This window comes from Priestia sp. Y58 (assembly GCF_029522095.1).
GTDB lineage: Bacteria > Bacillota > Bacilli > Bacillales > Bacillaceae_H > Priestia > Priestia megaterium_E.
Window position 1 is genome coordinate 335,213 of sequence record NZ_JAKWFL010000006.1, and the last position, 23,790, is coordinate 359,002.

Genomic DNA, 23,790 nt, shown 5'->3' on the forward strand with positions numbered 1-23,790 from the left:
AGTTATTTTTCGCTTCCTTTCTAGAGACTATACATAAACAATATCAGTTGGTCTTTTTGGATCTGTATCACATAGGAGAATATTGTCCTCTACATTGATGTCTTTTTGTTGTAACACTTGCGCAACAGACATGCGGGCAATTTCCTTCATGTTATTGTCTTGACTCAAATGCGCTAAGTAAATGCGTTTAGTTTGATCTCCAATCACATCTGCCATTGCAAGCGCCGCATCTTCATTTGATACATGTCCTACGTCGCTTAGAATTCGTCTTTTAATGCTCCAAGGGTAGCGCCCCATTCTAAGCATTTCAACATCATGATTGCTTTCAAATACGTACATATCGCTATTTTTAATCGTACCTTTCATACGGTCACTTACATACCCGGTATCCGTAATAAGGGTTAATTTTTTAGATCCTTGATGAAAGACATAAAACATAGGCTCTGCAGCATCATGCGAAACGCCAAAAGACTCCACTTCCAATTGACCAAACGATTTCGTTTGGCCAATTTCAAAGTGAAACTTCTGTTCCGTATCAATGTTGCCGATCAAGCCATCCATTGCGTTCCACGTTTTTTCATTTGCGAAAATAGGGAGCTTATATTTACGTGCCAGAACACCTAGTCCTTTAATATGGTCACTGTGTTCGTGAGTCACTAAAATTCCTGATAAATCCGGGATATTGCGATTTACTTGTTGAAAGAGAGCTTCCATTTGCTTTCCGCTCAGCCCCGCATCAACTAGTAAGGAATGTTCTCCATCACTTACTAAAATCGCATTTCCTGTGCTCCCACTGGCTAGCACGCTGAAATGCAGGCTCATTTATCTCACTCCAAATACTTATTTATTTCCTTTTTTAATAATCTGCCCTTCAAAGGCATTTACAAAATAACTCGTATCGCCATTTACAACAATATGCCAAGTTGGTGCTAAAACTTGAGAATTTAATAACGGCAGATCAAACGTATAGTATCCAAACTCTACGTCTGTCACTTTATCTTTCTTCTTCAATTCATCCTTCAAAAACAAATTTTCTAATGCTTTTAAAGGGGACAAAACATCCTGCTCATCATCCAACGTTTTCACAGAACCTAGCATCGTTTGTTCATATGAAACAATTTCACCTTTATCATTTAAATGAGCAATAATCATGCCATTTTCATTGTCGTAGATTTTGTGCTTCTTATATTGTTGAAAGAATGTAACTGTTTTTTTCTCTTTATTAACATTCCATAGCTCATAATCTTCACCCGAGAGCACATATCGTTTTAGAAATTGACTTAGCTTTGCTTTTGTATTTTTTTCAGGCACTGAAAAAGGTTTGTCTAATACGCTTCGAATTGTTTTTTCCTCAAGCAGCGCTGCTTTTTGTTCTTTAAGCTTTTTTAAATCTTCATCTTTAAACAGTTTGCTTTTAGCATTTAACGATGAAGCTTCCTTCACATCTGTAGGTAAATGTTTATATTCAATACCTTCACTCGTTAATTGTTCTTCAACACTCGACTCTACAAATAGAGAGTACTGATCTTCTTGATGGGTTTTAAAAATCTGATAGCCTAAGTAAATATTAAGAACCAAGAAAGTGAAAATAAAGATGGTTTTTGTTCTATTCCAATCCATCGTTATCGCCTCCTTCGGTCGGCGGTGCAATTCGATACCACTTGCTATTATAATAATAGAACCAAGAAGGAACGAGTTTGACAGAATTAGAATTAAACTCAACCGTCTTTTCACCGGTTTTTGGCTGCTGTGAGACTTCTTCTAACTGATAGCCTATTGAAATATCTTTTAACAGATTCGGGTCAAAGTTTTGGTGTTTTTCGATTAATTGAATCACCTTTTGAGATGACTGCAGCTTTTCTACACTGGAATCCTGTACTCTTACAAAACGATAAAGAGGACGACGGTAATTTAAAATCTCTGCATTTCCCCATCTCTGATATATTTCAGTCATTCCCTGATTGCTGTACACGGGATAGTTATCTTTATAATAACGATAGCTAATTTCTTTTGTAATACGATTCCAGCTGTTGAACCTGTAATTAGATTCCGTCCAGCCGCCGTGGTCATTAACGAAGCTAAAGCTGCGATTTATTAAATTATAATCTTCCATTACCTCGGTCGTGGAATTTACAAGATTCACATATTCCATCACATCTGTCTTCGTATTAACATTAATCACTTTTGTACCTTCGGTGTAGACATCTCGGTTCGTAGACGTTTCTTTCCTTGCATAGTCTGGGTTGTTAAAAAGCGCTTCCTTATATTTCTCAATATCTAAATGCCTCATGCTCGTATAGTAGACTTCACTATTCATCGTGATATTGTTTTCCGGAAGGAAGATATACCGATTTTTGTTTTCTTTATATACAAAGCTCGGGGCATACGTACGTTTCATTTTGTCTTCTAATTCTTTGATATCATCTTTGGCCAAATTCTTGACTGTAACCGAATAAATCTTTTTTTGCTCATAATTCACAAGATACACGCTCACGAAAAAGGAAGGTGTACGCTTAATTTTAATGAGTACACGGTCAAATGTTTGATTAGGCAAAGACGTTTGAGAAAATGAAAAAAGCTGTTGAAATGTTTTTAACGGCAGCGCATCTGGATACAGCACTTCAATAGAATTACTTCCATGGACATAATTTAAAAATCCATCAGGAGAAATAGCATCCGAAACGTCCGTCACATTCGAAAATTTCCATTTTTTCATTTCATTTACCCATTTGTTTACATCATCTTCGTCGTGAGACATGTAGTGGTTATCGTTTCGATGATAGAGAACTTCTGTTGGAAGAATATGATCTTCTATTTTACTTTTTGAACTCACTTCAACTTCCTGTAAATGTTGATTTTTTGAAATGACCTTATAAGAAGGCTGATACGTCCATATATGATACGTCATAATTAAACTGGAAGCGACGAGAACAACTAAGATGGCCGTTTTGATATGTTCATATCTCATTCCCATTCGTCATCATTCTCACTTTCAATCGGAAGAGTAAAGTAAATCGTTGTTCCTTTTCCTTCCTGACTATCTGCCCAAATGCGTCCATCATGTGCTTCAATAATTTCCTTGGCAATAGCAAGCCCTAATCCTGTTCCGCCTAATTTACGCGTTCGTGCTTTATCTACACGATAGAAGCGTTCGAAAATTTTAGCTAAATTTGATTTTGGAATTCCCATACCTTGGTCTTTAATGCTCACAACAATTTCATGCGTATGCTGAGCAATTGAAAATGTAATGGTTCCGCCTTCAGGTGAATATTTTATTGCATTGGAAATAATGTTATCTAATACTTGTGTAATTTTATCTTGATCGATAGCGACATAGATTGCTTCATTTGGCAAGTCGCGCACGAACGAAATACCTTGTTCAATTGTCATTTCAAAGCGATCAATGATGTAATGATAGAACTTCACAAAATTGATTGGGTCACGACTAAATCGGTAGTCTTGGCTATCTAGCTTAGATAATTGAAGCAAGTCGTTAACGAGACGAATCATTCGTTCTGTTTCTGTTTGCGTTACATTTAAAAACGTTGGAGCTAAGTCCTTATCTTGCCATGCTCCGTCTGCAAGCGCATCTAAATAACTGCGCATCGTTGTTAACGGCGTACGCAATTCATGTGAAACATTTGCTACAAATTCTCGGCGATCTTGTTCAATTTTCTCCTGCTCTGTAATATCATGCAAGACAATGATAATTCCGTTAATAAAACCGGTCTCTTTTTGAATAGCAGAAATGGTAGCTCTTAAAATAAAAGGATCCGATTTTGTACTAAAGTCCAAAATTAATGACTCTTGATTAGCGAGCAAGCTTTCAAACGTATGCGTTTCTTCAAGATCTAATAGGGAAACAACTGGGTCAGATAAAACCGTTTCACGTGAAACATTTAGCATAGCTGCGGCTGGATCATTAATTAAAATTACTCTTCCCTTTCGATCCGTCGCAATAACGCCGTCCGTCATATGAGCTAATACTGAACTAAGCTTACGGCGCTCCCCTTCTGTAGTTGCCTGTGCTTCTTGAAGCTTTCTTGTTAAGTTGTTGAATGTGAGAGCTAGCTGACCAATTTCATCATATCCGTATACCTTAGCTTTTCTCGTAAAATTCCCTTTGGCCATCTCAAGTGCTTGTTTTCTCATTTCAGACATTGGACGAGTAATCGTCTGAGCTAAAAACACGCCTAAAACAGCTGTAATAAAAAGAGCAATTACCGTACCTGCTTTAAAGATCTGATTGATATTACTCATTTGATCGTAAACAGGCTCCATGGAAGCTGTTAAGTAAATAGCACCTAAGATTTCTTCGCTAGACTGAACTTTTCCATTTTTATTAGTTGAATTTGATTGACTGGCACCTACTTTATCCTGTAAACGAATAGGCTGTATCATAACTCTGATTCGCTGTCCGCTTTGATCAACAAATACATTATCAGAGTTCGTTCCTGCTAACAACGCATTTGTAATCGCCAAATCATTAGTCTTTTTACCTATGATCTGTTGAGGATTTGAGTTCGATGTAGCAATGATTCTTCTATTTTGGTCAATGACTCTTACTTCAGAGATGTCATTCATATCATTTGAAGCTAAATTGGGTCTTGAAGCAAAATCTCGTAAAATAGTCTTTAAGTCTTCCTCAAGAGTGGGTGAATCATCATCACGATTTTTCACCATTTCTTGTCCAATGTTATACGTCAGCAAGTCTGTCCGCTCTTGAAGAGACGTTCGAAAGTTGTTAACTAATTCTTTTTCTAATTGTCGTGCAAAATAGACCCCAATAATTTGCATCGCAATTAAAATGAGCAGCACATAAATCAATACAAACTTTAAATGAATAGATTGCAGGAGCCTTACTTTCTTCATCTAAAATTACTCCTGCTCTGGGCTGCGTAAATAATAGCCTACTCCACGTCTTGTTACAATCCACATTGGATGGCTTGGATTATCTTCAATTTTTTCACGTAATCTTCGAACTGTTACATCTACCGTACGCACATCACCAAAATAGTCATAGCCCCATACAGTTTGAAGCAAGTGTTCACGCGTCATAACTTGTCCAATGTGCTTCGCTAAATAATGCAGCAGCTCAAATTCACGATGAGTCAGTTCAATCGTTTCTCCGCGCTTAGACACGATATAAGCATCTGGGTGAATAACAAGTGCTCCAATTGTAATTTCATTCGTTTCGCTTTCTTCTGTTGGAACAGCTACTTGCTGATGTCTACGTAAATTAGCTTTTACACGTGCTAATAATTCACGCGTACTAAATGGCTTAGTTACATAATCATCTGCACCTAATTCTAGACCTAAAACTTTGTCAATTTCAGAGTCTTTTGCTGTTAACATGATAATTGGCATATCATATTTTTTGCGCACTTCTCGGCAAACTTCCATTCCATCTTTCTGAGGAAGCATAATATCTAATAAAATCATTTCAGGCTGTACTTCTTCCACTTTTTCAAGCGCTTCTACGCCATCATAAGCACAAAATACTTCGTAACCTTCTTTTTGCAAATTAAACTTTAAAATATCTGCAATCGGCTTTTCGTCATCTACGACTAAAATACGTTTATCCATGATCATCGTTCTCCTTTATTAGTTGAAGCAAAATATAAAAGATAGTATTCATACTGTTTGAATACCGTAGTTTTATTATACTTGATAACCCTTGAAACGTCACAAGTTCATCCTCTACTATACATGAAGATATATGATTTTCAACCACCTCTAAATACAAAAGTAATATATTACCACAAAAGAGATACAAAGCAAATAACGTTTTCTTTTAAATGTAAATAAAAGAAAAAAGCATGACTTTAAATAAAGTCATGCTTTTTGATGGCTCGGGACGGAATCGAACCGCCGACACAAGGATTTTCAGTCCTTTGCTCTACCAACTGAGCTACCGAGCCAAAATGGCGGTCCCGACGGGAATCGAACCCGCGATCTCCTGCGTGACAGGCAGGCATGTTAACCGCTACACCACGGGACCTCAGTCTATATGCTATGTATTAAAAATATTAAAAATGACCCGTACGGGATTCGAACCCGTGTTACCGCCGTGAAAGGGCGGTGTCTTAACCGCTTGACCAACGGGCCACGTTGTAACAAAAGTGAGCCATGAAGGACTCGAACCTTCGACCCTCTGATTAAAAGTCAGATGCTCTACCAACTGAGCTAATGGCTCATGTTATATCTCTTAGCGACGCTTATTATAATAACATGATATTTCATATGAATGCAATAGTTTTTTTAAAACTTTCTTTTTATTATTGAGCTTTTTTTAAAAATCTTGTTAACAAAGCACCAATTATAAATAAAAAAGGTTAGCTCACGAGGAGCTAACCTTTTTTATTTAGCTATATACACCACGTAATACATTTGTTTGTGTACGATCTGGACCTACAGAGAAAATAGATAAAGGAATACCTGTTAATTGAGACACGCGCTCTAAGTAGTGGCGAGCGTTATCAGGTAACTCATCTAATGTTTTCACACCCGTAATATCTTCTGTCCAACCTGGAAGCTCTTCATATACAGGTTCACATTCTGCAAGTGTTTTTAAGCTAGCAGGGAATTCTTCCATAACTTCCCCTTTATAACGGTAAGCTACACAAATCTTTAATGTCTCAATTCCCGTTAATACATCAATTGAGTTTAAAGATAAATCTGTGATTCCGCTAACGCGACGAGCATGACGTACAACTACACTGTCGAACCAACCTACACGGCGAGGACGACCAGTTGTTGTACCATATTCACGTCCTACTTCACGGATTTGATCACCGATTTCGTTTGTTAATTCAGTTGGGAAAGGACCGTCACCAACACGAGTTGTATACGCTTTTGATACACCTACAACGTGTTTGATTTTAGATGGACCTACACCCGAGCCAATTGTTACTCCACCCGCTACTGGGTTTGAAGATGTAACAAATGGATATGTTCCTTGGTCGATATCTAACATAACACCTTGTGCGCCTTCAAATAGTACACGACGTCCTTCGTCTAACGCATCATTTAATACTACTGATGTATCAACAACGTATTTTGCAACTTGTTGACCATACTCATAGTACTCATCTAAAATTTCTTCTAATGTAAAGCCTTCTACTTCATACATTTTTTCAAGAAGGCGATTTTTTTCTGCTAAGTTTTGTGTTAATTTTGCTTCAAATACTTCACGGTCTAGTAAATCGGCAATTCGAATACCGACACGTGCTGCTTTATCCATATAAGCTGGTCCAATACCTTTTTTCGTTGTACCAATCTTATTTTCACCTTTACGTTCTTCTTCAACTTCATCTAATTTTAAATGATATGGGAGAATCACATGAGCTCGGTTACTAATACGTAAGTTTTCTGTTGTTACACCGCGATCATGTAAGTATTTTAATTCTTGAACAAGCGCTTTTGGATCGACAACCATACCGTTTCCAATTACACACGTTTTGTCATTATAAAAAATACCTGAAGGAATTAAATGTAACTTATAAGTTTCACCATTAAACTTAATTGTGTGACCTGCATTGTTCCCACCTTGGTAACGTGCAATCACTTCTGCATTTTCTGATAGGAAGTCTGTAATCTTCCCTTTTCCTTCATCTCCCCATTGTGTTCCTACTACAACGACTGAAGACATATCTTAAGCACCTCCGCTTAGTAAGCAACAGCTCACTACGACATAATTTAACCATGGATAAGTGTATCAATTTATCACACTAAAGTCAATTAAATCCGAACGATTTAACAAAAGTTATTACAAATATATCGTATTTTGCGGAACGAATGCGATAACAATAAAATAAAACCTCTCATATTGAGAGGTTTTATGCACCAGGCGGCACTCCTGCGTCATCAAAGCGCCGCTCGAGATTAACGAATTTATTGTATTCTTTTACAAAGGCAAGCTGTACGGTTCCAACTGGACCGTTACGCTGCTTGGCTATAATAATCTCGATAATATTTTGATTTTCTGTGTCTTTTTCATAATAGTCTTCACGATATAAGAAAGCTACGATATCGGCGTCCTGCTCAATACTTCCGGATTCACGGATATCAGACATCATCGGTCGCTTATCTTGTCTCTGCTCTACGCCACGGGAAAGCTGCGATAAGGCAATAACAGGAACTTCTAATTCACGGGCTAAAGCTTTTAACGCACGTGAAATTTCAGATACTTCCTGCTGTCGGTTTTCTCCGCTTCGCCCATTACCTTGAATAAGCTGTAAGTAGTCAATTAAAATCATCCCAAGTCCGCCTTCTTGTTTCAAGCGACGACACTTAGAACGAATTTCACCTACTCGAATACCCGGTGTATCATCAATATAAATCCCTGCATTGGACAAAGATCCCATTGCCATCGTGAGCTTTCCCCAGTCATCGGCTGTAAGCGAGCCTGTACGCAGCCTTTGTGCATCAATATTTCCTTCGGCACACAGCATCCTCATAACAAGCTGCTGAGCACCCATCTCTAAACTGAATATTGCTACGTTCTCATCCGTTTTCGTTGCAACGTTTTGCGCAATATTTAAGGCAAAAGCCGTTTTACCTACCGATGGACGGGCCGCTACAATGATTAAATCATTTCGCTGGAACCCTGCTGTCATTCTATCTAAATCACTAAACCCGGTTGGGATACCCGTAATGTCACCTTTTCGATTGTGAAGAACTTCGATATCATCGTACGTTTGTACAAGTACATCTTTGATATTTTGAAACACACCGCTGTTTTTACGCTGTGCTACTTCTAAAATGTTTTTTTCCGCTTCATTTAATAAAACTTCCACTTCGTCTTCCCTTGCATATCCTTCTGAAGCAATATGCGTTGCAGTACGAATTAAACGGCGTAAAATCGACTTTTCTTCTACAATTTTACCGTAATACTCTACGTTTGCAGCCGTTGGAACAGAGTTAGCTAAATCACTTAAATACGATACGCCGCCAACTTCTTCTAAGATTTTTTGGTCAGCTAATTCAGACGTTACCGTTACCAAATCAACCGGTTCACCTTGGTCAGAAAGTTTCAGCATACATGTAAAGATTTTCTGGTGCGATGCCCGGTAAAAATCTTCAGGTATTAGCAGTTCAGATGCTAAGGTTAAAGAAGAAGGCTCTAAGAAAATGGCCCCTAATAGCGCTTGCTCTGCTTCAATATTCTGAGGCGGAAGACGATCAGCAAAAAGATCACTCATATTTCTATGCCCCTCTTATATTCTTTCGTATTTTCTTTCATCATAAATGTTGGCGCGAACAAATACAAGTCCGCGCCAACCCTTTATATTATTTACCTATTTTTCAATCGTACGTTTATTTTAGTTCAGTCACGTGTACCTTTACCGTAGCCGTTACTTCCGGATGTAATTTAACCGGTACATTTGTGTAGCCTAATGCGCGAATTGCATCATTTAATTCAATTTTACGCTTATCTACTTTAATGTTGTGCTTTTTCTTTAATTCTTCAGCAATTTGTTTGCTTGTGATAGAACCGAATAAACGGCCGCCTTCACCAGATTTTGCTTTTAATTCAACTGTTAGTTCTTCAAGAGTTGCTTTTAACTCTTTGTTTGCTTGAAGTTCTGCAGCTGCATCTTTTTGCTCTCTATTTTTTTGTGCTTCTAATACCTTCACATTACCGCCTGTAGCTTCAACAGCATAACCATTTTTTAATAAGAAGTTATGTGCGTAACCATCTGAAACATTTTTCACTTCACCTTTTTTACCTTTTCCTTTTACATCTTTTAAGAAAATTACTTTCATGATTTTTTACCTCCATCTAAGTACTCATCAATTGCTTGTTTAAGCCGTTCTTCAGCTTCATCCAAACTAATGTCTTGGAGCTGAGTAGCAGCATTCGTTAAGTGGCCTCCGCCTTGGAGACTTTCCATAATAACTTGTACATTGATATCTCCAAGCGATCTAGCACTAATACCAATTAGATTATCCCGCCGCTTAGAAATAACAAACGAAGCAACCACTCCGCTGATTGAAAGCAGCGTATCTGCAGCTTGCGCAATTAACACTTGATCATACATTTTGTTTGGTTCGGCTCGTGAAATGGCAATACCTGCTGTATAAATCTCTGCATGTTCAATAAAGCGTGCTCGCTGTACATATTGCGTAATATCTTCTTTTAAAAACTTTTGAACAAGAACCGTATCTGCGCCTTGAGAACGTAAAAAGGACGCTGCATCAAACGTACGAGATCCCGTACGTAATGTAAAGCTTTTTGTATCGACAATAATACCGGCTAAAAGTGCCGTTGCTTCTAGCATATCAATTTTAAATCGTTTTGGCTGGTATTCAAGAAGCTCAGTAACGAGTTCTGCTGTCGAGGAAGCATATGGCTCCATATAGACAAGAAGAGGATCTTCAATAAAATCTTCTCCTCGTCTATGATGATCAATGACCACGACATTTTCAATACGATGTAATAATCTTTCTTCAATAACCATGGACGGCTTGTGCGTATCTACTACTACTAAAAGAGTATCATCACTTACAAGATTTAAGGCTTCTTCAGGCGTAATAAATCGCTCCCACAGGCCTTCTTTCTTTTTAATTTCTTCTAGCATTCGCTGAACACCTGTATCGATATGATCAGGATCTAATACGATAAAACCGTCTTTCTGATTTACTTGGGCTACTTTTAATATTCCAATAGCAGCTCCTACAGCATCCATATCCGGATACTTATGACCCATGATAATCACTTTTCCACTCTCTGTAATGAGTTCTTTTAACGCGTGAGAAATAACTCTTGCACGCACGCGCGTCCGTTTTTCCATTGGGTTTGTCTTGCCCCCAAAGAATTTCACTTTTCCATTCGGCTGTTTAATCGCTACTTGATCTCCGCCTCGACCTAAGGCCAAATCCAAGCTAGATTGAGCTAAAGCACCCAGCTCAGGTAAATCAGCAGCACCAGCTCCGATACCAATGCTCAATGTAAGCGGTATATTTTGTTTAGACGTCTCTTCTCGAACTTGGTCTAAGATAGAAAATTTGCTTCGCTCTAAATGAATTAAGATTTGTTCATTCATAATCGCAATAAATTTCTCGGAAGACGTACGTTTAATAAAAATACCGTATTCTTGAGCCCAACTATTTAACATAGAGGTTACTTGGCTATTCAAGTTACTTTTAACTTGATCATCCATTCCTTGCGTTAGTTCATCATAATTATCTAAAAAGATAATACCTAAACTTGTTCGTTCTTCTTCATACAATTTTTCGATTTCTATTTGCTCTGTAATATCAAAGAAGTACAGTAAGCGCTCGTCTCGTTTAATCACCACTTTAAATTTCCGATCATGCAACGTGACAACTTCTGTTTCCACTTCTTGTTTGATCAGTGGAATAATACTTTCGGCTACATCGTATAATGATCTTCCCACTAGTGTGTCTTCACCGAGACAAGATGCTAGAAAAGGATTGGTCCATTCAATTTGATATTCATCATTAAACAGCATAATCCCAATCGGCATTTCCATTAACGCCTCTTCGCCTACTTTTTTCAGCCGATGAGACAGCATTGAAATATAGGTTTCAAACTCATCGGACAGCATTCGCTCCATTCTCATGTATAGAAAAAGACAGGCTAATAGTAATATAAAGCCTATCATTCCTATGATCCAATTATGATAGGTCACGATACCTACTAAAATCAGAGCTATACTATACAATGAGTAAAATGGATAGCGAATAACGTTCTTTTTTGTAAAGACAGGCATCCATTTCAGCTCCTACTTTTTTAAGTTCCACAATATCTACTTTTTTGTGTCTAATTGTTTTCTTAAATTAAATCCTAAATCAATTATACCTAAGATGCGCACAATTTGAAGGATAATTGGAATAATTAATGCTAAAATTGTTACAACAATTGGAATTGCTTTGGCATACCCTTTTTGATGTGAGAAATAGAAAATAAAAGAGATTCCTTGTAACACTACTAGCATTTGCAGTCCCATCACGATGTTGATAATAGCTACGTACATAAATGTACCTTGTTCAATATTAAAAGATGGGAAGGATAAGATTAATGCAATCAAATAATACCATAGAATACTTTTAGGAAGTTTAAATTCACGAAAAGGCGGGAATGCTTGCACCTCATAACCTGTTCTTTTAAGAATAGGCGTAGAAATAAGCTGAGAGAAAAAGGCCAGAATAACTCCACCCATAACAATTAATAGAGGCAACAGATTTTTAAACATATCAAATGCATCTCTCATTTGGTCAATTTGAGATTCCTTAACGTCTTGTCCTAAACTTTTCATCATTTCAATACTTTGATTAATCGATTGATCTAAAGCATTATTTATTTGCTCCATTAAATTAACATTAAAAATGACATTTGCTCCTACGAACAATAAAAGTAAACCTAAACTAAATGCAACCGTGCCGCCTAGTAAAATGGTATACCTTTTTTGTTTTTGTCGGTAAAGCATTCCTATTGCTAATCCACCAATACCAAATACAAATGTAAAAGGAAGAGTCAATACATTTCCAAATAACAAAGTCAATAACAACCCTACTACCAAAAATAATATTGCCTTTTTCCACCCATGACGAACGGTATACACAATAAACGGAACAGCTAGCGCTAGTTGAAAAATGGCTCCTACAACAGGTATGTATAGTGAAAAAAGCAAAAGCGCCACAAACAGCGCTAACAGAGCTGCTCCTTCTGTAATATATCGAATTCCTTTCACAACTTCACCTCGTTGATATAGACTATTATTTATTTTATCGATTCAATTCATAAGAAGCAACTATTTGGCAAAAGAGCACCTATGTAATGTAAAAAGAGGCAGTAAGGATTCCCTTACTGCCTCTTTTTATACCGTTCATTATTCACCAGAAACATATGGTAATAATGCCATTTGACGAGCGCGTTTGATAGCGATCGTTAATTTACGTTGGTATTTAGCGCTTGTTCCAGTTACACGACGAGGTAAAATTTTACCACGCTCTGAAACGAATTTTTTAAGCATATCTACATCTTTGTAATCGATGTGAGTGATGCCGTTTGCTGTGAAGAAACAAACTTTACGACGTCTGTTGCGTCCACCTTTACGTCCACCTGCCATTTTGATACGCCTCCTTCCGCTTAAAAGTTTCTATAAAATTTTATACTCCGGATAATCTACTGCGAATTAAAACGGTAAATCGTCATCAGAAATGTCAATTGTCTCGCCATTATTTGCAAATGGATCATCATCAACGCGAGTATAACCTTGATTACCTGAGTTACGGTTCTGATTATCTCCAAATGGAGAGCCTTGTCCAGATCCTCCAGTGTTAGCAAAGTTACTGCGTTGCGTATCCCCACCGCCACTTTTCGGCTCTAAAAATTGCACACTTTCCGCTACAACTTCCGTTACGTATACACGACGACCGTCTTGTCCTTCGTAACTGCGAGATTGTAGTCGACCATCAACACCAGCTAAACTTCCTTTTTTAAGGAAATTGGCTGCATTTTCAGCCTGACGACGCCATACAACACAGTTGATGAAGTCAGCTTCACGTTCACCTTGCTGATTTGTAAATGTGCGGTTTACCGCTAAAGTGAATGTTGCAACCGCTGCTCCACTCGGGGTATAACGTAATTCAGGATCTTTGGTTAAGCGTCCTACGAGAATTACGCGATTCATCATCAGAACCACTCCTTAAGGAAATAAAACCCAATTTATTTAAACGTTTAATTATGCTTCTTGTTTAACAACGATATGACGGATAATGTCTTCGTTGATTTTCGCAAGACGATCAAATTCAGAAACTGCTTCTGAAGTAGCCGCCACGTCAAGAATCATGTAGTAACCGTCACGGAAATCATTGATTTCGTATGCTAAACGACGTTTACCCCATTCTTTAACATTTGCGATTTCAGCACCATTATCAGTTAATACGCCGTTGAAGCGCTCAACTAATGCTTTCTTTGCTTCGTCATCAATGCTTGGACGGATGATGTACATTACTTCATACTTTCTCATCACTGTCACCTCCTTTTGGTCTAACGGCCCGAAACGGGCAAGGAGCAATAAAATATTACTCACGAATTAAAATTATAGCACACTACCATAGGCAAAGCAATACGCATCGCGGGCTGTTTCGTAAATATATGCTAATATTTTCGCCAACGACAAAAGCCGAAAGAAGATATCTTCTTTCGGCTTTTAATCTTATACGTTAAAGCGGAAATGCATAACGTCTCCGTCTTTTACGATGTATTCTTTTCCTTCTAAACGTACTTTTCCAGCTTCACGAGCTGCTCCCATTGTTTTGGCAGCTAATAAGTCCTCGTATGATACTGTTTCCGCACGAATAAATCCACGTTCAAAATCTGTATGAATAATACCTGCACACTCAGGAGCTTTCATGCCTTGTGTGAACGTCCATGCGCGTACTTCTTGCTCACCAGCTGTAAAGTACGTAGCTAATCCAAGTAAGTCATAAGCTGCACGTACAAGCTGATCTAAACCTGACTGTTCAATACCTAGTTCTTCAAGGAACATTGCTTTTTCTTCTCCTTCAAGTTCAGCAATTTCAGATTCAATGCGTGCGCAAACAACAATTACTTCTGCGCCTTCACTTGCCGCATACTCACGCACCTTTGCTACATATTCGTTAGCAGATGCATCGGCTACTTCGTCTTCAGAAACGTTTGCTACATAAAGAATAGGTTTGATCGTTAGCAAGTGAAATTGTTTTACTAACTTCATTTGTTCTTCTGTAAATGATACAGCACGAGCTGGCTGATCACTTTCAAATGCATTCTTTAGTTTCTCTAGAACTTCGTATTCATACATTGCTTCTTTATCTTTTTGTTTAGCCATTTTTTGAACACGGCCGATACGCTTCTCTACCGTTTCTAAATCCGCTAAAATTAATTCTAAATTAATTGTTTCAATATCTGAAATAGGGTCTACTTTTCCTGAAACGTGCGTGATGTTTTCATCTTCAAAACAACGTACAACGTGACAAATTGCATCTACTTCTCGAATATGAGATAAGAATTTGTTTCCAAGACCTTCACCTTTACTAGCACCTTTTACGATTCCAGCGATATCTGTGAATTCAAATGCTGTTGGAATTGTTTTTTTAGGTTTTACAAGCTCTGTAAGTTTTTGAAGACGATGATCAGGTACTTCTACAATACCCACGTTAGGATCAATCGTACAGAAAGGATAGTTCGCAGATTCTGCGCCCGCTTGTGTAATTGCATTAAATAATGTTGATTTTCCAACGTTCGGAAGACCAACAATTCCAGCTGTTAAAGCCATATATTTATTCACTCCTCTTTATATATCCGAAACAAGTTAACCTGTCACAATTATAGTGAGTCAACTTTTGAAATACAAGTTTAATAAAGAACCTTTAGTCGCATCATGTTAAGATACTTCATTTTGTCCCACCTTACAGTATAAGGCATAAACATAGAAAATGCATGAGGTTATTCCTCATGCTTTACAAGAATTTTTTTCATTTTACGTGCAAAATCACGTCTTGGAATCATTACGCTGTGGCCGCAGCCTTCACATTTAATGCGGATATCCATTCCCATTCGAATGATTTTCCATTCATTTGTACCGCAAGGATGAGGTTTTTTCATTTCCACAACGTCATTTAAACCAAATTCTTTTTCCGTCATCAGCTCTCTCCTCCTTATTTCCCTTTCAACGTCGACGAATGCTGTGCTTCTTCTGTACGATTATACATAACCATACGAGGAAATGGAACTTCAATACCATGTTCATTTAACCTTGTACGCACTTCTTTACGAATCATACGGGAAATGTGGAAATGCCTCATTGGTTTTACTTCGCTGGTAATCCTCATCGTGACTTCAGTTGCATGAATATTTTGAACACCCAGCAATTCAGGCGTTTTAACCATATCTTCATAGCGACTTGGCAATTCTTCTAACAAATCTAAAATTACTTGTTCTGCTTTTTGTATGTTTTCTTCATAAGAAATGCTTACATCAACGAAAGCTACGCTGTTATGTAACGAAAAATTAGTGACCTCCACAATACTGCCATTGGGCAAAATATTAATTTCGCCTGTCCAACTCTTAATTTTTGTGGTTCGCAAACCAATTTCTTCCACAGTTCCCTCAAATGTTCCTACTCGAACATAATCGCCAACGGAGAACTGATCTTCAAAGATAATAAAAAACCCCGTGATGATGTCTTTCACTAAGTTTTGAGCACCAAACCCTACCGCGAGCCCTACAATTCCAGCCCCCGCTAGCAATCCACGGACATCTACCGATAATGTTTCTAAAATCATAACTCCCGCAACGAAATAAATAGCATAAGAAAAAATATTTTGAAGCAAACGGACCATCGTAGCTTCTCGTCGCTCAGAAATACGCAGAGGACTATTTGTGCGAACCTCTACAAATTTATTTAACGCTTGCTTTCCAATCCGAATTAAAAACATGGAAATAAGTAGAATCAACAGAATTTTTATAAATCCCTCTCCAATATGTGCCCACGTTTCTTCTTGAAAAAATGGCTCAAACACGTTCTTAAAAACTGACTTCAGCGAATTCATACTACATGTAGCTCCTATCGTAACATAATCTACATACGAGAAAGTTTTAATCTATTGTAGCAAGTTTCTACGAACTTTTGTAGCGATTTCGAAATGGATACAATAGAACGGCTGTTACTAAAAATAAATTGACGATTCCATACATTGGATACAAAACGGCAATCAAAGTAGAAAAACCTACCTTTGTAAAGGGAATCATTAAAAGTAGCCAGCAGGCTGCCAGTTTCCAAAGAGATTGTACCTTTTCAGTATGAAAACGCGCGGTCAGTCCTAAGATTCCCGATACAGCTGTTGTATAAATTGCGATAAGCAAAACAATGCTCATTAAAAACAGCATTATATAAGGAAAATCTTTAAGAATAGCGAATAATGGAATTTCATAAGAAGAAAGAAGGCCTGAAACTTGAATAAGCGATTCATTATAAATAAAGGAGAGCCCTCCTAATAAAAAACCACTGCCAACGCTTGCAATATAAATCTCTTTTTTGCTTTTAATTTCCTTTCCAATTGTAGATAATACCGCGACAAGAGGAAGAATATTTAAAGCCGTAAAGGTAAAAGCAGCAGGCCAATTATGCTGAAGATGCCAATCATTTGCTCCAGGATGACGTAAAATAAATGTAAGAAGTACCCCAGCTAGTCCAATCATTAAGATTGGCATAACGAAAGAATTGATAGAAAGAAGCCCGTTTAATCCTCTTGAAAAAACAAAAACGATTAACGCACTAAGAGCGCCAATTCCCCACCAGTAAGGAACATGCCACATTTCCAATGTCGCCCCGCCGCCCGCGATCATAATTACCGTCGTCGTGAACAAATAAAAAACGATTAAAACATCGTAGGCTGCAGCCCATCTCTTTCCTATTAATTCAATTAGTACTGGGTAAAATTGATTGGTTCGGTAGCGATAGCTGATTTGCATAATTACATTGCAAGAAATCGCAAAAATAATAGAAAATAGAAAAATAGCAAGTCCGCTTTCTTCGCCAAAAAACTGCCATAGCTCTCTCCCTGAAGCATATCCAGCGCCTATCATGGTTCCCATAATTAAGAATATCCATTTACACCCGGCTCTCCACATCGATTTTCCCCCAATCCATGAAATATATGTATAGAATCTTCAAAATCTTCGTATACTGTTACTATTATGTATAAGGAGTGGACCCTATGAATTTAAAATCTCCCTTCTTTGAGAAGACACAACATTCAACCCGCGTATTTCATGATGAAGAATCTGCTACAAAGAAGCTGAGTACACAGTTACTATCTTTACTTCCAGCACAGAAAGACAGACCAATTGTTTTTGTATGTATTGGAACGGACCGTTCAACTGGGGACTCATTGGGTCCATTAGTCGGAACGAAACTGAACGAAAAAAAAGTTTCATCTTTTCACATTTTTGGAACGTTAGAAGAGCCTGTTCATGCTGTTAATTTGAAAGAAACGTTAAAACATATTCAAAAGCTTTTTCCAAATCCTTTTATTATTGGAATTGATGCTTGCTTAGGTCGTATGAAAAGTGTAGGCTCTGCATCACTTGCCGTTGGGCCCGTCAAACCTGGAGCAGGTGTTAATAAAGAATTGCCGCCAGTCGGAGATATTCATATAACAGGGGTTGTCAACGTGAGCGGATTTATGGAGTTTTTTGTCTTGCAAAATACGAGGCTTCACCTCGTTATGTGCATTGCCGATTTAATTGCGAGAAGTATTGAGACTGCGCACAACGAACGAGAGAAAGAGTTTAATAATTCTTCGGTTTACCAAACGGTAAGACAATATAAACAATAAAAAAGGTTGTCCTAAAACTAGGACAACCTTTTTTATACAGAAGATTTATTAGTCTGAGAAAGATCGTTAAATAATTCAAGAAGACGGTTTAAATCTTCTTTAGAGAAAAATTCGATTTCAATTTTTCCTTTTTTCTTACTTTGTGTAATGTGAACGGAGGTACCAAAACGTTCACGAAGCTGTGATTCACTTTGTTTTATAAATAAATCTTTATCTTTTTTAGTTTTTGATGTTTCACGTGGAACGGCTTTATTTAAGTGGGCAATATAAGCCTCTAACTGTCTAACATTTAATTGTTCCTTGCGTATTTTTTCAACGACTTTAGGTAGAAGCGCTTTATTTTTTAAACCGACTAGCGTACGCCCATGGCCCATAGACAATTCATTAGTAGAAATGAGGGTTTGAATTTCCTCAGGCAGTTGCAAGAGGCGAACATAGTTAGCAATATGAGGTCGGCTTTTTCCCAGTCGTGTAGCAAGTTGTTCCTGTGTCATATCGAGCTTATCCATAAGCAATTGATAAGCAGTTGCTTCTTCAATTGGCGTCAAATCTTCACGCTGTAAATTCTCTAACAAAGCTAGTTCCATCATTTGCTTTTCTGAAAAGTCTTTTATAATGACAGGAACAGTAGCAAGGTCGGCTTCTTTAGCAGCTCTAAATCGTCTTTCACCCGCTAAGATTTCATAGCCTTTAATGCTTTTGCGAGCTACAATAGGCTGTAAGATGCCATGATGTAAAATGGATTGCTTTAACTCATTAATTGCTTCTTTATTAAACGTTTTACGTGGTTGATAGGGGTTGGGTCTGAGTTCGTGAATAGCAACTTCCTGAATTGAATCATCAGCCTGTGCATCTAAGCCTGAAAATAAGGCATTAATTCCTTTCCCTAATCCTTTCGCCATTATAAATCACTTCCTTTGCAAGTTCCGTATAAACTGCGGCCCCTCTAGATCTTGCATCATATAAGATAATTGGTTCACCATGACTAGGTGCTTCGCTCAAACGAACATTTCGAGGAATAATCGTTTGATAAACGCGATCCTGAAAGTACTTCTTTACTTCTGCTGTTACCTGCAGTCCTAAATTTGTGCGTGCGTCAAGCATAGTCAGCAATACACCTTCGATGCGCAGTTGATTATTCAAATGTTTTTGGACTAATCTAACGGTATTTAGCAATTGACTTAACCCTTCAAGCGCATAATATTCACACTGTACAGGTATTAAAACAGAATCAGCTGCCGTTAACGCATTTAATGTCAGTAAACCAAGAGAAGGGGGACAATCAATAATAACATAATCAAAGTGATCTTTCACCGTTTCTAAAGCTCTCTTAAGTCGAACTTCACGTGAAATAGTCGACACTAATTCAATTTCTGCACCAGCTAATTGAATGGTCGCTGGAATGATTGATAAATTTTCGACGGCTGTTGAACGAACAACGTTCTTAGCTTCCATATCTTCCACGATTACATTATAAATACATTCATCTACATCTGCTTTATCTATACCAACTCCACTCGTAGCGTTACCCTGGGGATCTCCGTCTACAAGTAGAACCTTTTTTCCTTGTTCAGCTAAACATGCTCCTAAATTAACAGCGGTTGTTGTTTTTCCAACTCCGCCTTTTTGATTCGCAACTGCCACAATTTTCCCCATGTTGTCACCTACTTTCATTTCCATCCCATTTGTCCAGACAGTTTAATTGTTCGTTGAATTTTCTGACGAAAAACTTTGATAAAAAAGCCTCATCAAAAAAAGATGAGGGCTATTTCTTTATTTTTTCGGAATCTTAATAGTAAACTGAAAATATTCATCAAACTCTTCTTCTTCCGTGTTTAATGAAATACCGCTGTCACTAACCATTGTCAAGGATTGACGAATTGTATTCATTGCGATACGCGTATCTTTACTAAACGCTTTTCTTTTTGCTTTTGGCTTTTTAACCTGCGTTTCTAACAATTTAACTACTCGATCTTCCGTTTGTTTTACATTTAATTGTTTTTCAATAATCTCAGCTAATACTTGAAGTTGTTTTTCTTGATTTTTGAGGGGAATGAGCGCTCTTGCATGTCGCTCTGTAATCAATTTTTGTTTGATTGCTTCTTGTATTTCAACAGGAAGCTTTAACAAACGAAGCTTGTTTGCAATTGTGGATTGGCCTTTTCCTAAACGTTGAGCTAATGCCTCTTGGGTAAGATTATGTAACTCAATTAACTTTGCGTAGGCTAGTGCTTCTTCGACAGCCGTTAGCTCTTCACGTTGTAAGTTTTCTATTAAAGCCACAGAGGCCGTTTCTGTATCGTTAAAATGTTTCACAATTGCAGGAACCGTATCCCACCCTAAGCTTTGTACAGCTCTCCACCGGCGTTCTCCAGCAATTAATTCGTATTCTTCGCCCTCAGTCGGTCGAACCACAATAGGTTGAATAATACCGTGTGTATGAATAGTAAGAGCTAGCTCTTCAATTTTTGCTTCATTAAACACAGTACGCGGCTGATAACGATTCGGAATAATACTTGAAACCCTAATTTGTTTTACTTCATCTCTTAAAACTTTTTCGACATTTTCATCTTGGACAGTTTCAATCTCTACATGAATATCCTCATCTTTTTCTTTTAAATTAAAAAAACGTGAAAAAGCAGATTTCATAGTCCCACACCACCTTCAGGAAAATCCCGCCTTAAACTAATTCGATGTTTTTTAATCATATCCTGCTTTCTAAACAGAAAATATAGAGAAGAAAATGTTTCATATGAAACATTTTCTTCTCTATCTATTTAATGCCTACTCTAGTGGAAGCTTAACTGGGGTACCAGGTTTTCTAGGATATTTTTTAGGCGTTTTCTTTATTTTGTCTATTAAAATAATGTAACGTTCACTTTGCTCCAAAGGCAATTGGAAATGTTCAATCGAATTCACTTTTCCACCTAATACTTGGAATGATTTTTCTCCATTTTTTAATTCCTCAGGGGCAGAAGCACCTTTCATTGCTAAAAAGCGTCCTTGTTCTTTAACAAGCGGTAAGCAAAATTCATTGAGAACCGAGATACGTGCCACGGCTCTTGCCGTTACAAGATCGAATGACTCGCGAATCGTTTCTTTTTTACCAAATGTTTCAGCTCGATCATGACATAGTGTGACATTGTCTAGTTCAAGCTCATTTACAAGATGCGTTAAAAACGTAATACGCTTTTGTAACGAATCAACGATTGTTACATGCAAATGCGGGAAGCAAATTTTGATCGGAATACTTGGAAATCCTGCTCCTGCACCTACATCACACATGGATTCAATTTCTGTAAAGTCTTGAAAAAAAGCAGCTGAAATAGAATCGTAAAAATGCTTTTCATACACTTCACCGTGATCAGTGATAGCAGTTAAATTCATTTTTTCGTTCCATTCCACTAAAACTTGATAATACTTTTCAAATTGATTCAGCTGTTTAGAAGAAAGAGAAATTCCCTTTTCTTCTAATAGCTGTTGAAACTGTTGAATATTCATTGAGTTTCCCTTTCTTCGCGCCTAAGAGTTTTAATCATTTGATACTTTAGCGATGCGCCCTTGTTCAATATAAACAAGCAAGATTGAAATATCAGCTGGGTTGACTCCCGAAATACGTGAAGCTTGCGCTACCGTTAGTGGACGCACTTGGTTTAATTTTTGACGTGCTTCTGTAGCTAAACCGTTAATTGCATCATAATCGATATAATCAGGAATCTTTTTGTTTTCTAACTTCTTCAAACGTTCAACTTGCTGAAGTGATTTCTGAATATATCCTTCGTATTTCACCTGGATTTCTACTTGTTCAGCTACTTCAGGATCTACCGTCTCATCAGCTGGTGCTAATTGATGAATATGAGTATATGTCATTTCAGGACGGCGAAGTAAATCTGTCGCACGAATGCCATCTTTTAATTCACTGCCGCCAGCTTCTTTAATCAGTTGTTGAACAGCTTCATTCGGCTTAATTATAAAGGAGAAAAGACGTTTCTTCTCTTGCTCGATTTCCGCTTTCTTTTGTTCAAATTTAGCATAGCGCTCATCGCTGATTAATCCTAGTTCACGACCAATTTCAGTAAGGCGTAAGTCAGCGTTATCGTGACGAAGCAATAAACGATATTCTGCACGAGACGTTAGTAGACGATACGGTTCATTTGTTCCTTTTGTTACTAAATCGTCTACCAATACACCGATATAAGCATCAGAACGTCCTAAGATGACTTCTTCTTGTTCCAGCGCTCTTCTTCCCGCGTTAATTCCAGCAAGAAGACCTTGGCCTGCAGCTTCTTCATAACCAGATGTTCCGTTAATTTGTCCAGCCGTATAAAGATTTTTAATTTTCTTCGTTTCAAGCGTTGGCCATAACTGAGTCGGAACAATTGCATCATATTCAATAGCATAGCCCGCACGCATCATTTGGACTTTTTCAAGACCAGGAATTGTCGCAAGCATTTGACGCTGTACGTGCTCAGGAAGGCTCGTTGATAGCCCTTGAACATATACTTCTTGCGTATTTCGTCCTTCTGGCTCTAAGAAAATTTGGTGACGCGGTTTATCATTAAAGCGCACAACCTTATCTTCAATAGATGGACAGTAGCGTGGTCCAGTGCCTTTAATCATCCCAGAATACATAGGAGATAAGTGGAGGTTATCATCAATAATTTGATGAGTTTGTTCACTTGTATATGTTAGCCAGCAAGGCAGTTGATCTGTAATGTACTGTGTTGTTTCATATGAGAAAGCACGAGGTACATCATCCCCAGGCTGAATCTCCGTTTTGCTGTAATCAATAGTTGAGCTATTAACACGAGGTGGAGTTCCTGTTTTAAAACGGACCATATCCAGTCCTAACTCCTCTAAGTGTTCAGAAAGCTTAATAGCTGGTTGTTGATTATTAGGACCGCTTGAATATTTTAGTTCACCTAAAATAATTTCCCCGCGTAAGAATGTCCCTGTCGTAATAACAACTGTTTTAGCTTTATATACAGCTCCCGTTTGAGTGACAACGCCCGTACATACACCGTCTTCTACGATTAACTGTTCTACCATGCCTTGCATAAGCGTTAGATTTTCTTCATTTTCTAACGTTTTTTTCATTTCATGCTGATAAGCAAATTTATCCGCTTGAGCTCTAAGTGCTCGAACGGCTGGACCTTTTCCTGTGTTTAACATTCTCATTTGAATATGAGTTTTATCGATATTTCTACCCATTTCTCCGCCAAGAGCATCAATTTCACGTACTACAATACCTTTTGCAGGACCGCCTACAGAAGGGTTGCAGGGCATAAACGCCACCATGTCTAAATTAATGGTCAAGGTTAACGTTTTAGCACCCATACGCGCAGAAGCAAGTGCCGCTTCACAACCTGCATGACCTGCTCCAATGACAATAACGTCATATTGTCCACCTTCATATTGCATAATAGTAGCCTCCTT

23 protein-coding genes and 4 tRNA genes are annotated in these 23,790 nt (G+C 37.8%); 1 reads left to right on the forward strand and 26 read right to left on the reverse strand.

Annotated features, from left to right (window positions below):
* Positions 1–27 precede the first annotated feature (27 nt).
* From MMB68_RS19690 to MMB68_RS19790, 21 genes are all read right to left on the reverse strand, one after another.
* Positions 28–822 carry an MBL fold metallo-hydrolase gene (locus tag MMB68_RS19690; protein ID WP_014457688.1) on the reverse strand — a complete coding sequence of 265 codons (795 nt, stop codon included), beginning with the start codon at positions 820–822 and terminating at the stop codon, positions 28–30.
* A gap of 18 nt (positions 823–840) precedes the next feature.
* A complete protein-coding gene (locus MMB68_RS19695) occupies positions 841–1,620 on the reverse strand; it encodes a two-component system regulatory protein YycI (RefSeq protein WP_221785917.1) in 780 nt (259 codons plus the stop codon).
* Positions 1,607–2,974: a YycH family regulatory protein gene (locus MMB68_RS19700; protein WP_028409756.1), complete on the reverse strand. Its 1,368-nt coding sequence runs from the start codon at positions 2,972–2,974 to the stop codon at positions 1,607–1,609. Before MMB68_RS19700 ends, MMB68_RS19695 begins: the two co-directional genes overlap by 14 nt.
* Entirely contained in the window at positions 2,965–4,872 is a 1,908-nt protein-coding gene (walK, locus tag MMB68_RS19705) for a cell wall metabolism sensor histidine kinase WalK (protein ID WP_221785918.1), read from the reverse strand. The genes MMB68_RS19700 and walK overlap by 10 nt, the downstream gene beginning before the upstream one ends.
* Positions 4,873–4,878: 6 nt before the next feature.
* Entirely contained in the window at positions 4,879–5,586 is a 708-nt protein-coding gene (yycF, locus tag MMB68_RS19710; protein WP_013085552.1) for a response regulator YycF, read from the reverse strand.
* Positions 5,587–5,848: 262 nt separating this feature from the next.
* Positions 5,849–5,921: transfer RNA gene (locus MMB68_RS19715), tRNA-Phe, on the reverse strand.
* A gap of 4 nt (positions 5,922–5,925) precedes the next feature.
* A tRNA-Asp gene (locus MMB68_RS19720) sits at positions 5,926–6,001 on the reverse strand.
* A 35-nt stretch (positions 6,002–6,036) separates the two neighbouring features.
* A tRNA-Glu gene (locus tag MMB68_RS19725) sits at positions 6,037–6,108 on the reverse strand.
* 15 nt (positions 6,109–6,123) lie between these two features.
* A tRNA-Lys gene (locus MMB68_RS19730) sits at positions 6,124–6,196 on the reverse strand.
* Between the two features lie 168 nt (positions 6,197–6,364).
* A complete protein-coding gene (locus tag MMB68_RS19735) occupies positions 6,365–7,651 on the reverse strand; it encodes an adenylosuccinate synthase (RefSeq protein WP_013085553.1) in 1,287 nt (428 codons plus the stop codon).
* Between the two features lie 187 nt (positions 7,652–7,838).
* A complete protein-coding gene (gene dnaB / locus MMB68_RS19740; RefSeq protein WP_013059909.1) occupies positions 7,839–9,203 on the reverse strand; it encodes a replicative DNA helicase in 1,365 nt (454 codons plus the stop codon).
* Between the two features lie 115 nt (positions 9,204–9,318).
* Complete coding sequence (gene rplI, locus MMB68_RS19745) at positions 9,319–9,768, reverse strand: 50S ribosomal protein L9 (RefSeq protein WP_221785920.1); 450 nt, start codon at positions 9,766–9,768, stop codon at positions 9,319–9,321.
* A complete protein-coding gene (locus MMB68_RS19750) occupies positions 9,765–11,738 on the reverse strand; it encodes a DHH family phosphoesterase (protein ID WP_028409759.1) in 1,974 nt (657 codons plus the stop codon). Before MMB68_RS19750 ends, rplI begins: the two co-directional genes overlap by 4 nt.
* A gap of 36 nt (positions 11,739–11,774) precedes the next feature.
* On the reverse strand, positions 11,775–12,719 hold the full coding sequence (locus MMB68_RS19755) for a YybS family protein (protein WP_221785921.1): 945 nt from the start codon (positions 12,717–12,719) through the stop codon (positions 11,775–11,777).
* 138 nt (positions 12,720–12,857) lie between these two features.
* Complete coding sequence (rpsR, locus tag MMB68_RS19760) at positions 12,858–13,097, reverse strand: 30S ribosomal protein S18 (RefSeq protein WP_013059913.1); 240 nt, start codon at positions 13,095–13,097, stop codon at positions 12,858–12,860.
* Positions 13,098–13,163: 66 nt separating this feature from the next.
* Positions 13,164–13,664: a single-stranded DNA-binding protein gene (ssb, locus tag MMB68_RS19765; protein WP_013059914.1), complete on the reverse strand. Its 501-nt coding sequence runs from the start codon at positions 13,662–13,664 to the stop codon at positions 13,164–13,166.
* A gap of 48 nt (positions 13,665–13,712) precedes the next feature.
* Positions 13,713–14,000 (reverse strand): 30S ribosomal protein S6, encoded by a 288-nt coding sequence (gene rpsF, locus MMB68_RS19770; protein WP_013059915.1) that lies wholly within the window; start codon positions 13,998–14,000, stop codon positions 13,713–13,715.
* A 189-nt stretch (positions 14,001–14,189) separates the two neighbouring features.
* Complete coding sequence (gene ychF, locus MMB68_RS19775; protein WP_014457678.1) at positions 14,190–15,290, reverse strand: redox-regulated ATPase YchF; 1,101 nt, start codon at positions 15,288–15,290, stop codon at positions 14,190–14,192.
* 170 nt (positions 15,291–15,460) lie between these two features.
* Positions 15,461–15,658: a DUF951 domain-containing protein gene (locus MMB68_RS19780; protein ID WP_013059917.1), complete on the reverse strand. Its 198-nt coding sequence runs from the start codon at positions 15,656–15,658 to the stop codon at positions 15,461–15,463.
* Positions 15,659–15,672: 14 nt separating this feature from the next.
* A complete protein-coding gene (locus MMB68_RS19785; protein ID WP_116741587.1) occupies positions 15,673–16,566 on the reverse strand; it encodes a mechanosensitive ion channel family protein in 894 nt (297 codons plus the stop codon).
* A 67-nt stretch (positions 16,567–16,633) separates the two neighbouring features.
* Positions 16,634–17,647 carry a YkvI family membrane protein gene (locus tag MMB68_RS19790; protein ID WP_277448492.1) on the reverse strand — a complete coding sequence of 338 codons (1,014 nt, stop codon included), beginning with the start codon at positions 17,645–17,647 and terminating at the stop codon, positions 16,634–16,636.
* Between the two features lie 86 nt (positions 17,648–17,733).
* Here MMB68_RS19790 and yyaC point away from each other — a divergent pair, with 86 nt between their 5' ends.
* A complete protein-coding gene (gene yyaC, locus MMB68_RS19795; protein WP_277448493.1) occupies positions 17,734–18,354 on the forward strand; it encodes a spore protease YyaC in 621 nt (206 codons plus the stop codon).
* 32 nt (positions 18,355–18,386) lie between these two features.
* Here yyaC and MMB68_RS19800 read toward each other — a convergent pair whose 3' ends face one another.
* The 5 genes from MMB68_RS19800 to mnmG all read right to left on the reverse strand — a co-directional run bounded on the left by MMB68_RS19800 (position 18,387) and on the right by mnmG (position 23,775).
* Positions 18,387–19,256: a ParB/RepB/Spo0J family partition protein gene (locus MMB68_RS19800; RefSeq protein WP_221785923.1), complete on the reverse strand. Its 870-nt coding sequence runs from the start codon at positions 19,254–19,256 to the stop codon at positions 18,387–18,389.
* Positions 19,228–20,010, reverse strand: coding sequence for a ParA family protein (locus tag MMB68_RS19805; protein ID WP_028409764.1), 783 nt, complete (start codon positions 20,008–20,010; stop codon positions 19,228–19,230). Before MMB68_RS19805 ends, MMB68_RS19800 begins: the two co-directional genes overlap by 29 nt.
* A 117-nt stretch (positions 20,011–20,127) precedes the next feature.
* Positions 20,128–21,003: a nucleoid occlusion protein gene (noc, locus tag MMB68_RS19810; protein ID WP_013059923.1), complete on the reverse strand. Its 876-nt coding sequence runs from the start codon at positions 21,001–21,003 to the stop codon at positions 20,128–20,130.
* A 135-nt stretch (positions 21,004–21,138) separates the two neighbouring features.
* Entirely contained in the window at positions 21,139–21,855 is a 717-nt protein-coding gene (gene rsmG / locus MMB68_RS19815; protein ID WP_014457672.1) for a 16S rRNA (guanine(527)-N(7))-methyltransferase RsmG, read from the reverse strand.
* 30 nt (positions 21,856–21,885) lie between these two features.
* Positions 21,886–23,775, reverse strand: a complete 1,890-nt coding sequence (mnmG, locus tag MMB68_RS19820; protein WP_013059925.1) for a tRNA uridine-5-carboxymethylaminomethyl(34) synthesis enzyme MnmG — start codon at positions 23,773–23,775, stop codon at positions 21,886–21,888.
* Between the last annotated feature and the right edge of the window lie 15 nt (positions 23,776–23,790).

What these genes read in the sequence shown, in the direction of transcription:
- MMB68_RS19690 (WP_014457688.1), bottom strand. Translation starts at nt 822, where the DNA reads ATGAGCCTGCATTTCAGCGTGCTAGCCAGTGGGAGCACAGGAAATGCG.
- MMB68_RS19695 (WP_221785917.1), bottom strand. Translation starts at nt 1,620, where the DNA reads ATGGATTGGAATAGAACAAAAACCATCTTTATTTTCACTTTCTTGGTT.
- MMB68_RS19700 (WP_028409756.1), bottom strand. Translation starts at nt 2,974, where the DNA reads ATGGGAATGAGATATGAACATATCAAAACGGCCATCTTAGTTGTTCTC.
- walK (WP_221785918.1), bottom strand. Translation starts at nt 4,872, where the DNA reads ATGAAGAAAGTAAGGCTCCTGCAATCTATTCATTTAAAGTTTGTATTG.
- yycF (WP_013085552.1), bottom strand. Translation starts at nt 5,586, where the DNA reads ATGGATAAACGTATTTTAGTCGTAGATGACGAAAAGCCGATTGCAGAT.
- MMB68_RS19735 (WP_013085553.1), bottom strand. Translation starts at nt 7,651, where the DNA reads ATGTCTTCAGTCGTTGTAGTAGGAACACAATGGGGAGATGAAGGAAAA.
- dnaB (WP_013059909.1), bottom strand. Translation starts at nt 9,203, where the DNA reads ATGAGTGATCTTTTTGCTGATCGTCTTCCGCCTCAGAATATTGAAGCA.
- rplI (WP_221785920.1), bottom strand. Translation starts at nt 9,768, where the DNA reads ATGAAAGTAATTTTCTTAAAAGATGTAAAAGGAAAAGGTAAAAAAGGT.
- MMB68_RS19750 (WP_028409759.1), bottom strand. Translation starts at nt 11,738, where the DNA reads ATGCCTGTCTTTACAAAAAAGAACGTTATTCGCTATCCATTTTACTCA.
- rpsR (WP_013059913.1), bottom strand. Translation starts at nt 13,097, where the DNA reads ATGGCAGGTGGACGTAAAGGTGGACGCAACAGACGTCGTAAAGTTTGT.
- ssb (WP_013059914.1), bottom strand. Translation starts at nt 13,664, where the DNA reads ATGATGAATCGCGTAATTCTCGTAGGACGCTTAACCAAAGATCCTGAA.
- rpsF (WP_013059915.1), bottom strand. Translation starts at nt 14,000, where the DNA reads ATGAGAAAGTATGAAGTAATGTACATCATCCGTCCAAGCATTGATGAC.
- ychF (WP_014457678.1), bottom strand. Translation starts at nt 15,290, where the DNA reads ATGGCTTTAACAGCTGGAATTGTTGGTCTTCCGAACGTTGGAAAATCA.
- MMB68_RS19780 (WP_013059917.1), bottom strand. Translation starts at nt 15,658, where the DNA reads ATGACGGAAAAAGAATTTGGTTTAAATGACGTTGTGGAAATGAAAAAA.
- MMB68_RS19785 (WP_116741587.1), bottom strand. Translation starts at nt 16,566, where the DNA reads ATGAATTCGCTGAAGTCAGTTTTTAAGAACGTGTTTGAGCCATTTTTT.
- MMB68_RS19790 (WP_277448492.1), bottom strand. Translation starts at nt 17,647, where the DNA reads ATGTGGAGAGCCGGGTGTAAATGGATATTCTTAATTATGGGAACCATG.
- yyaC (WP_277448493.1), top strand. Translation starts at nt 17,734, where the DNA reads ATGAATTTAAAATCTCCCTTCTTTGAGAAGACACAACATTCAACCCGC.
- MMB68_RS19800 (WP_221785923.1), bottom strand. Translation starts at nt 19,256, where the DNA reads ATGGCGAAAGGATTAGGGAAAGGAATTAATGCCTTATTTTCAGGCTTA.
- MMB68_RS19805 (WP_028409764.1), bottom strand. Translation starts at nt 20,010, where the DNA reads ATGGGGAAAATTGTGGCAGTTGCGAATCAAAAAGGCGGAGTTGGAAAA.
- noc (WP_013059923.1), bottom strand. Translation starts at nt 21,003, where the DNA reads ATGAAATCTGCTTTTTCACGTTTTTTTAATTTAAAAGAAAAAGATGAG.
- rsmG (WP_014457672.1), bottom strand. Translation starts at nt 21,855, where the DNA reads ATGAATATTCAACAGTTTCAACAGCTATTAGAAGAAAAGGGAATTTCT.
- mnmG (WP_013059925.1), bottom strand. Translation starts at nt 23,775, where the DNA reads ATGCAATATGAAGGTGGACAATATGACGTTATTGTCATTGGAGCAGGT.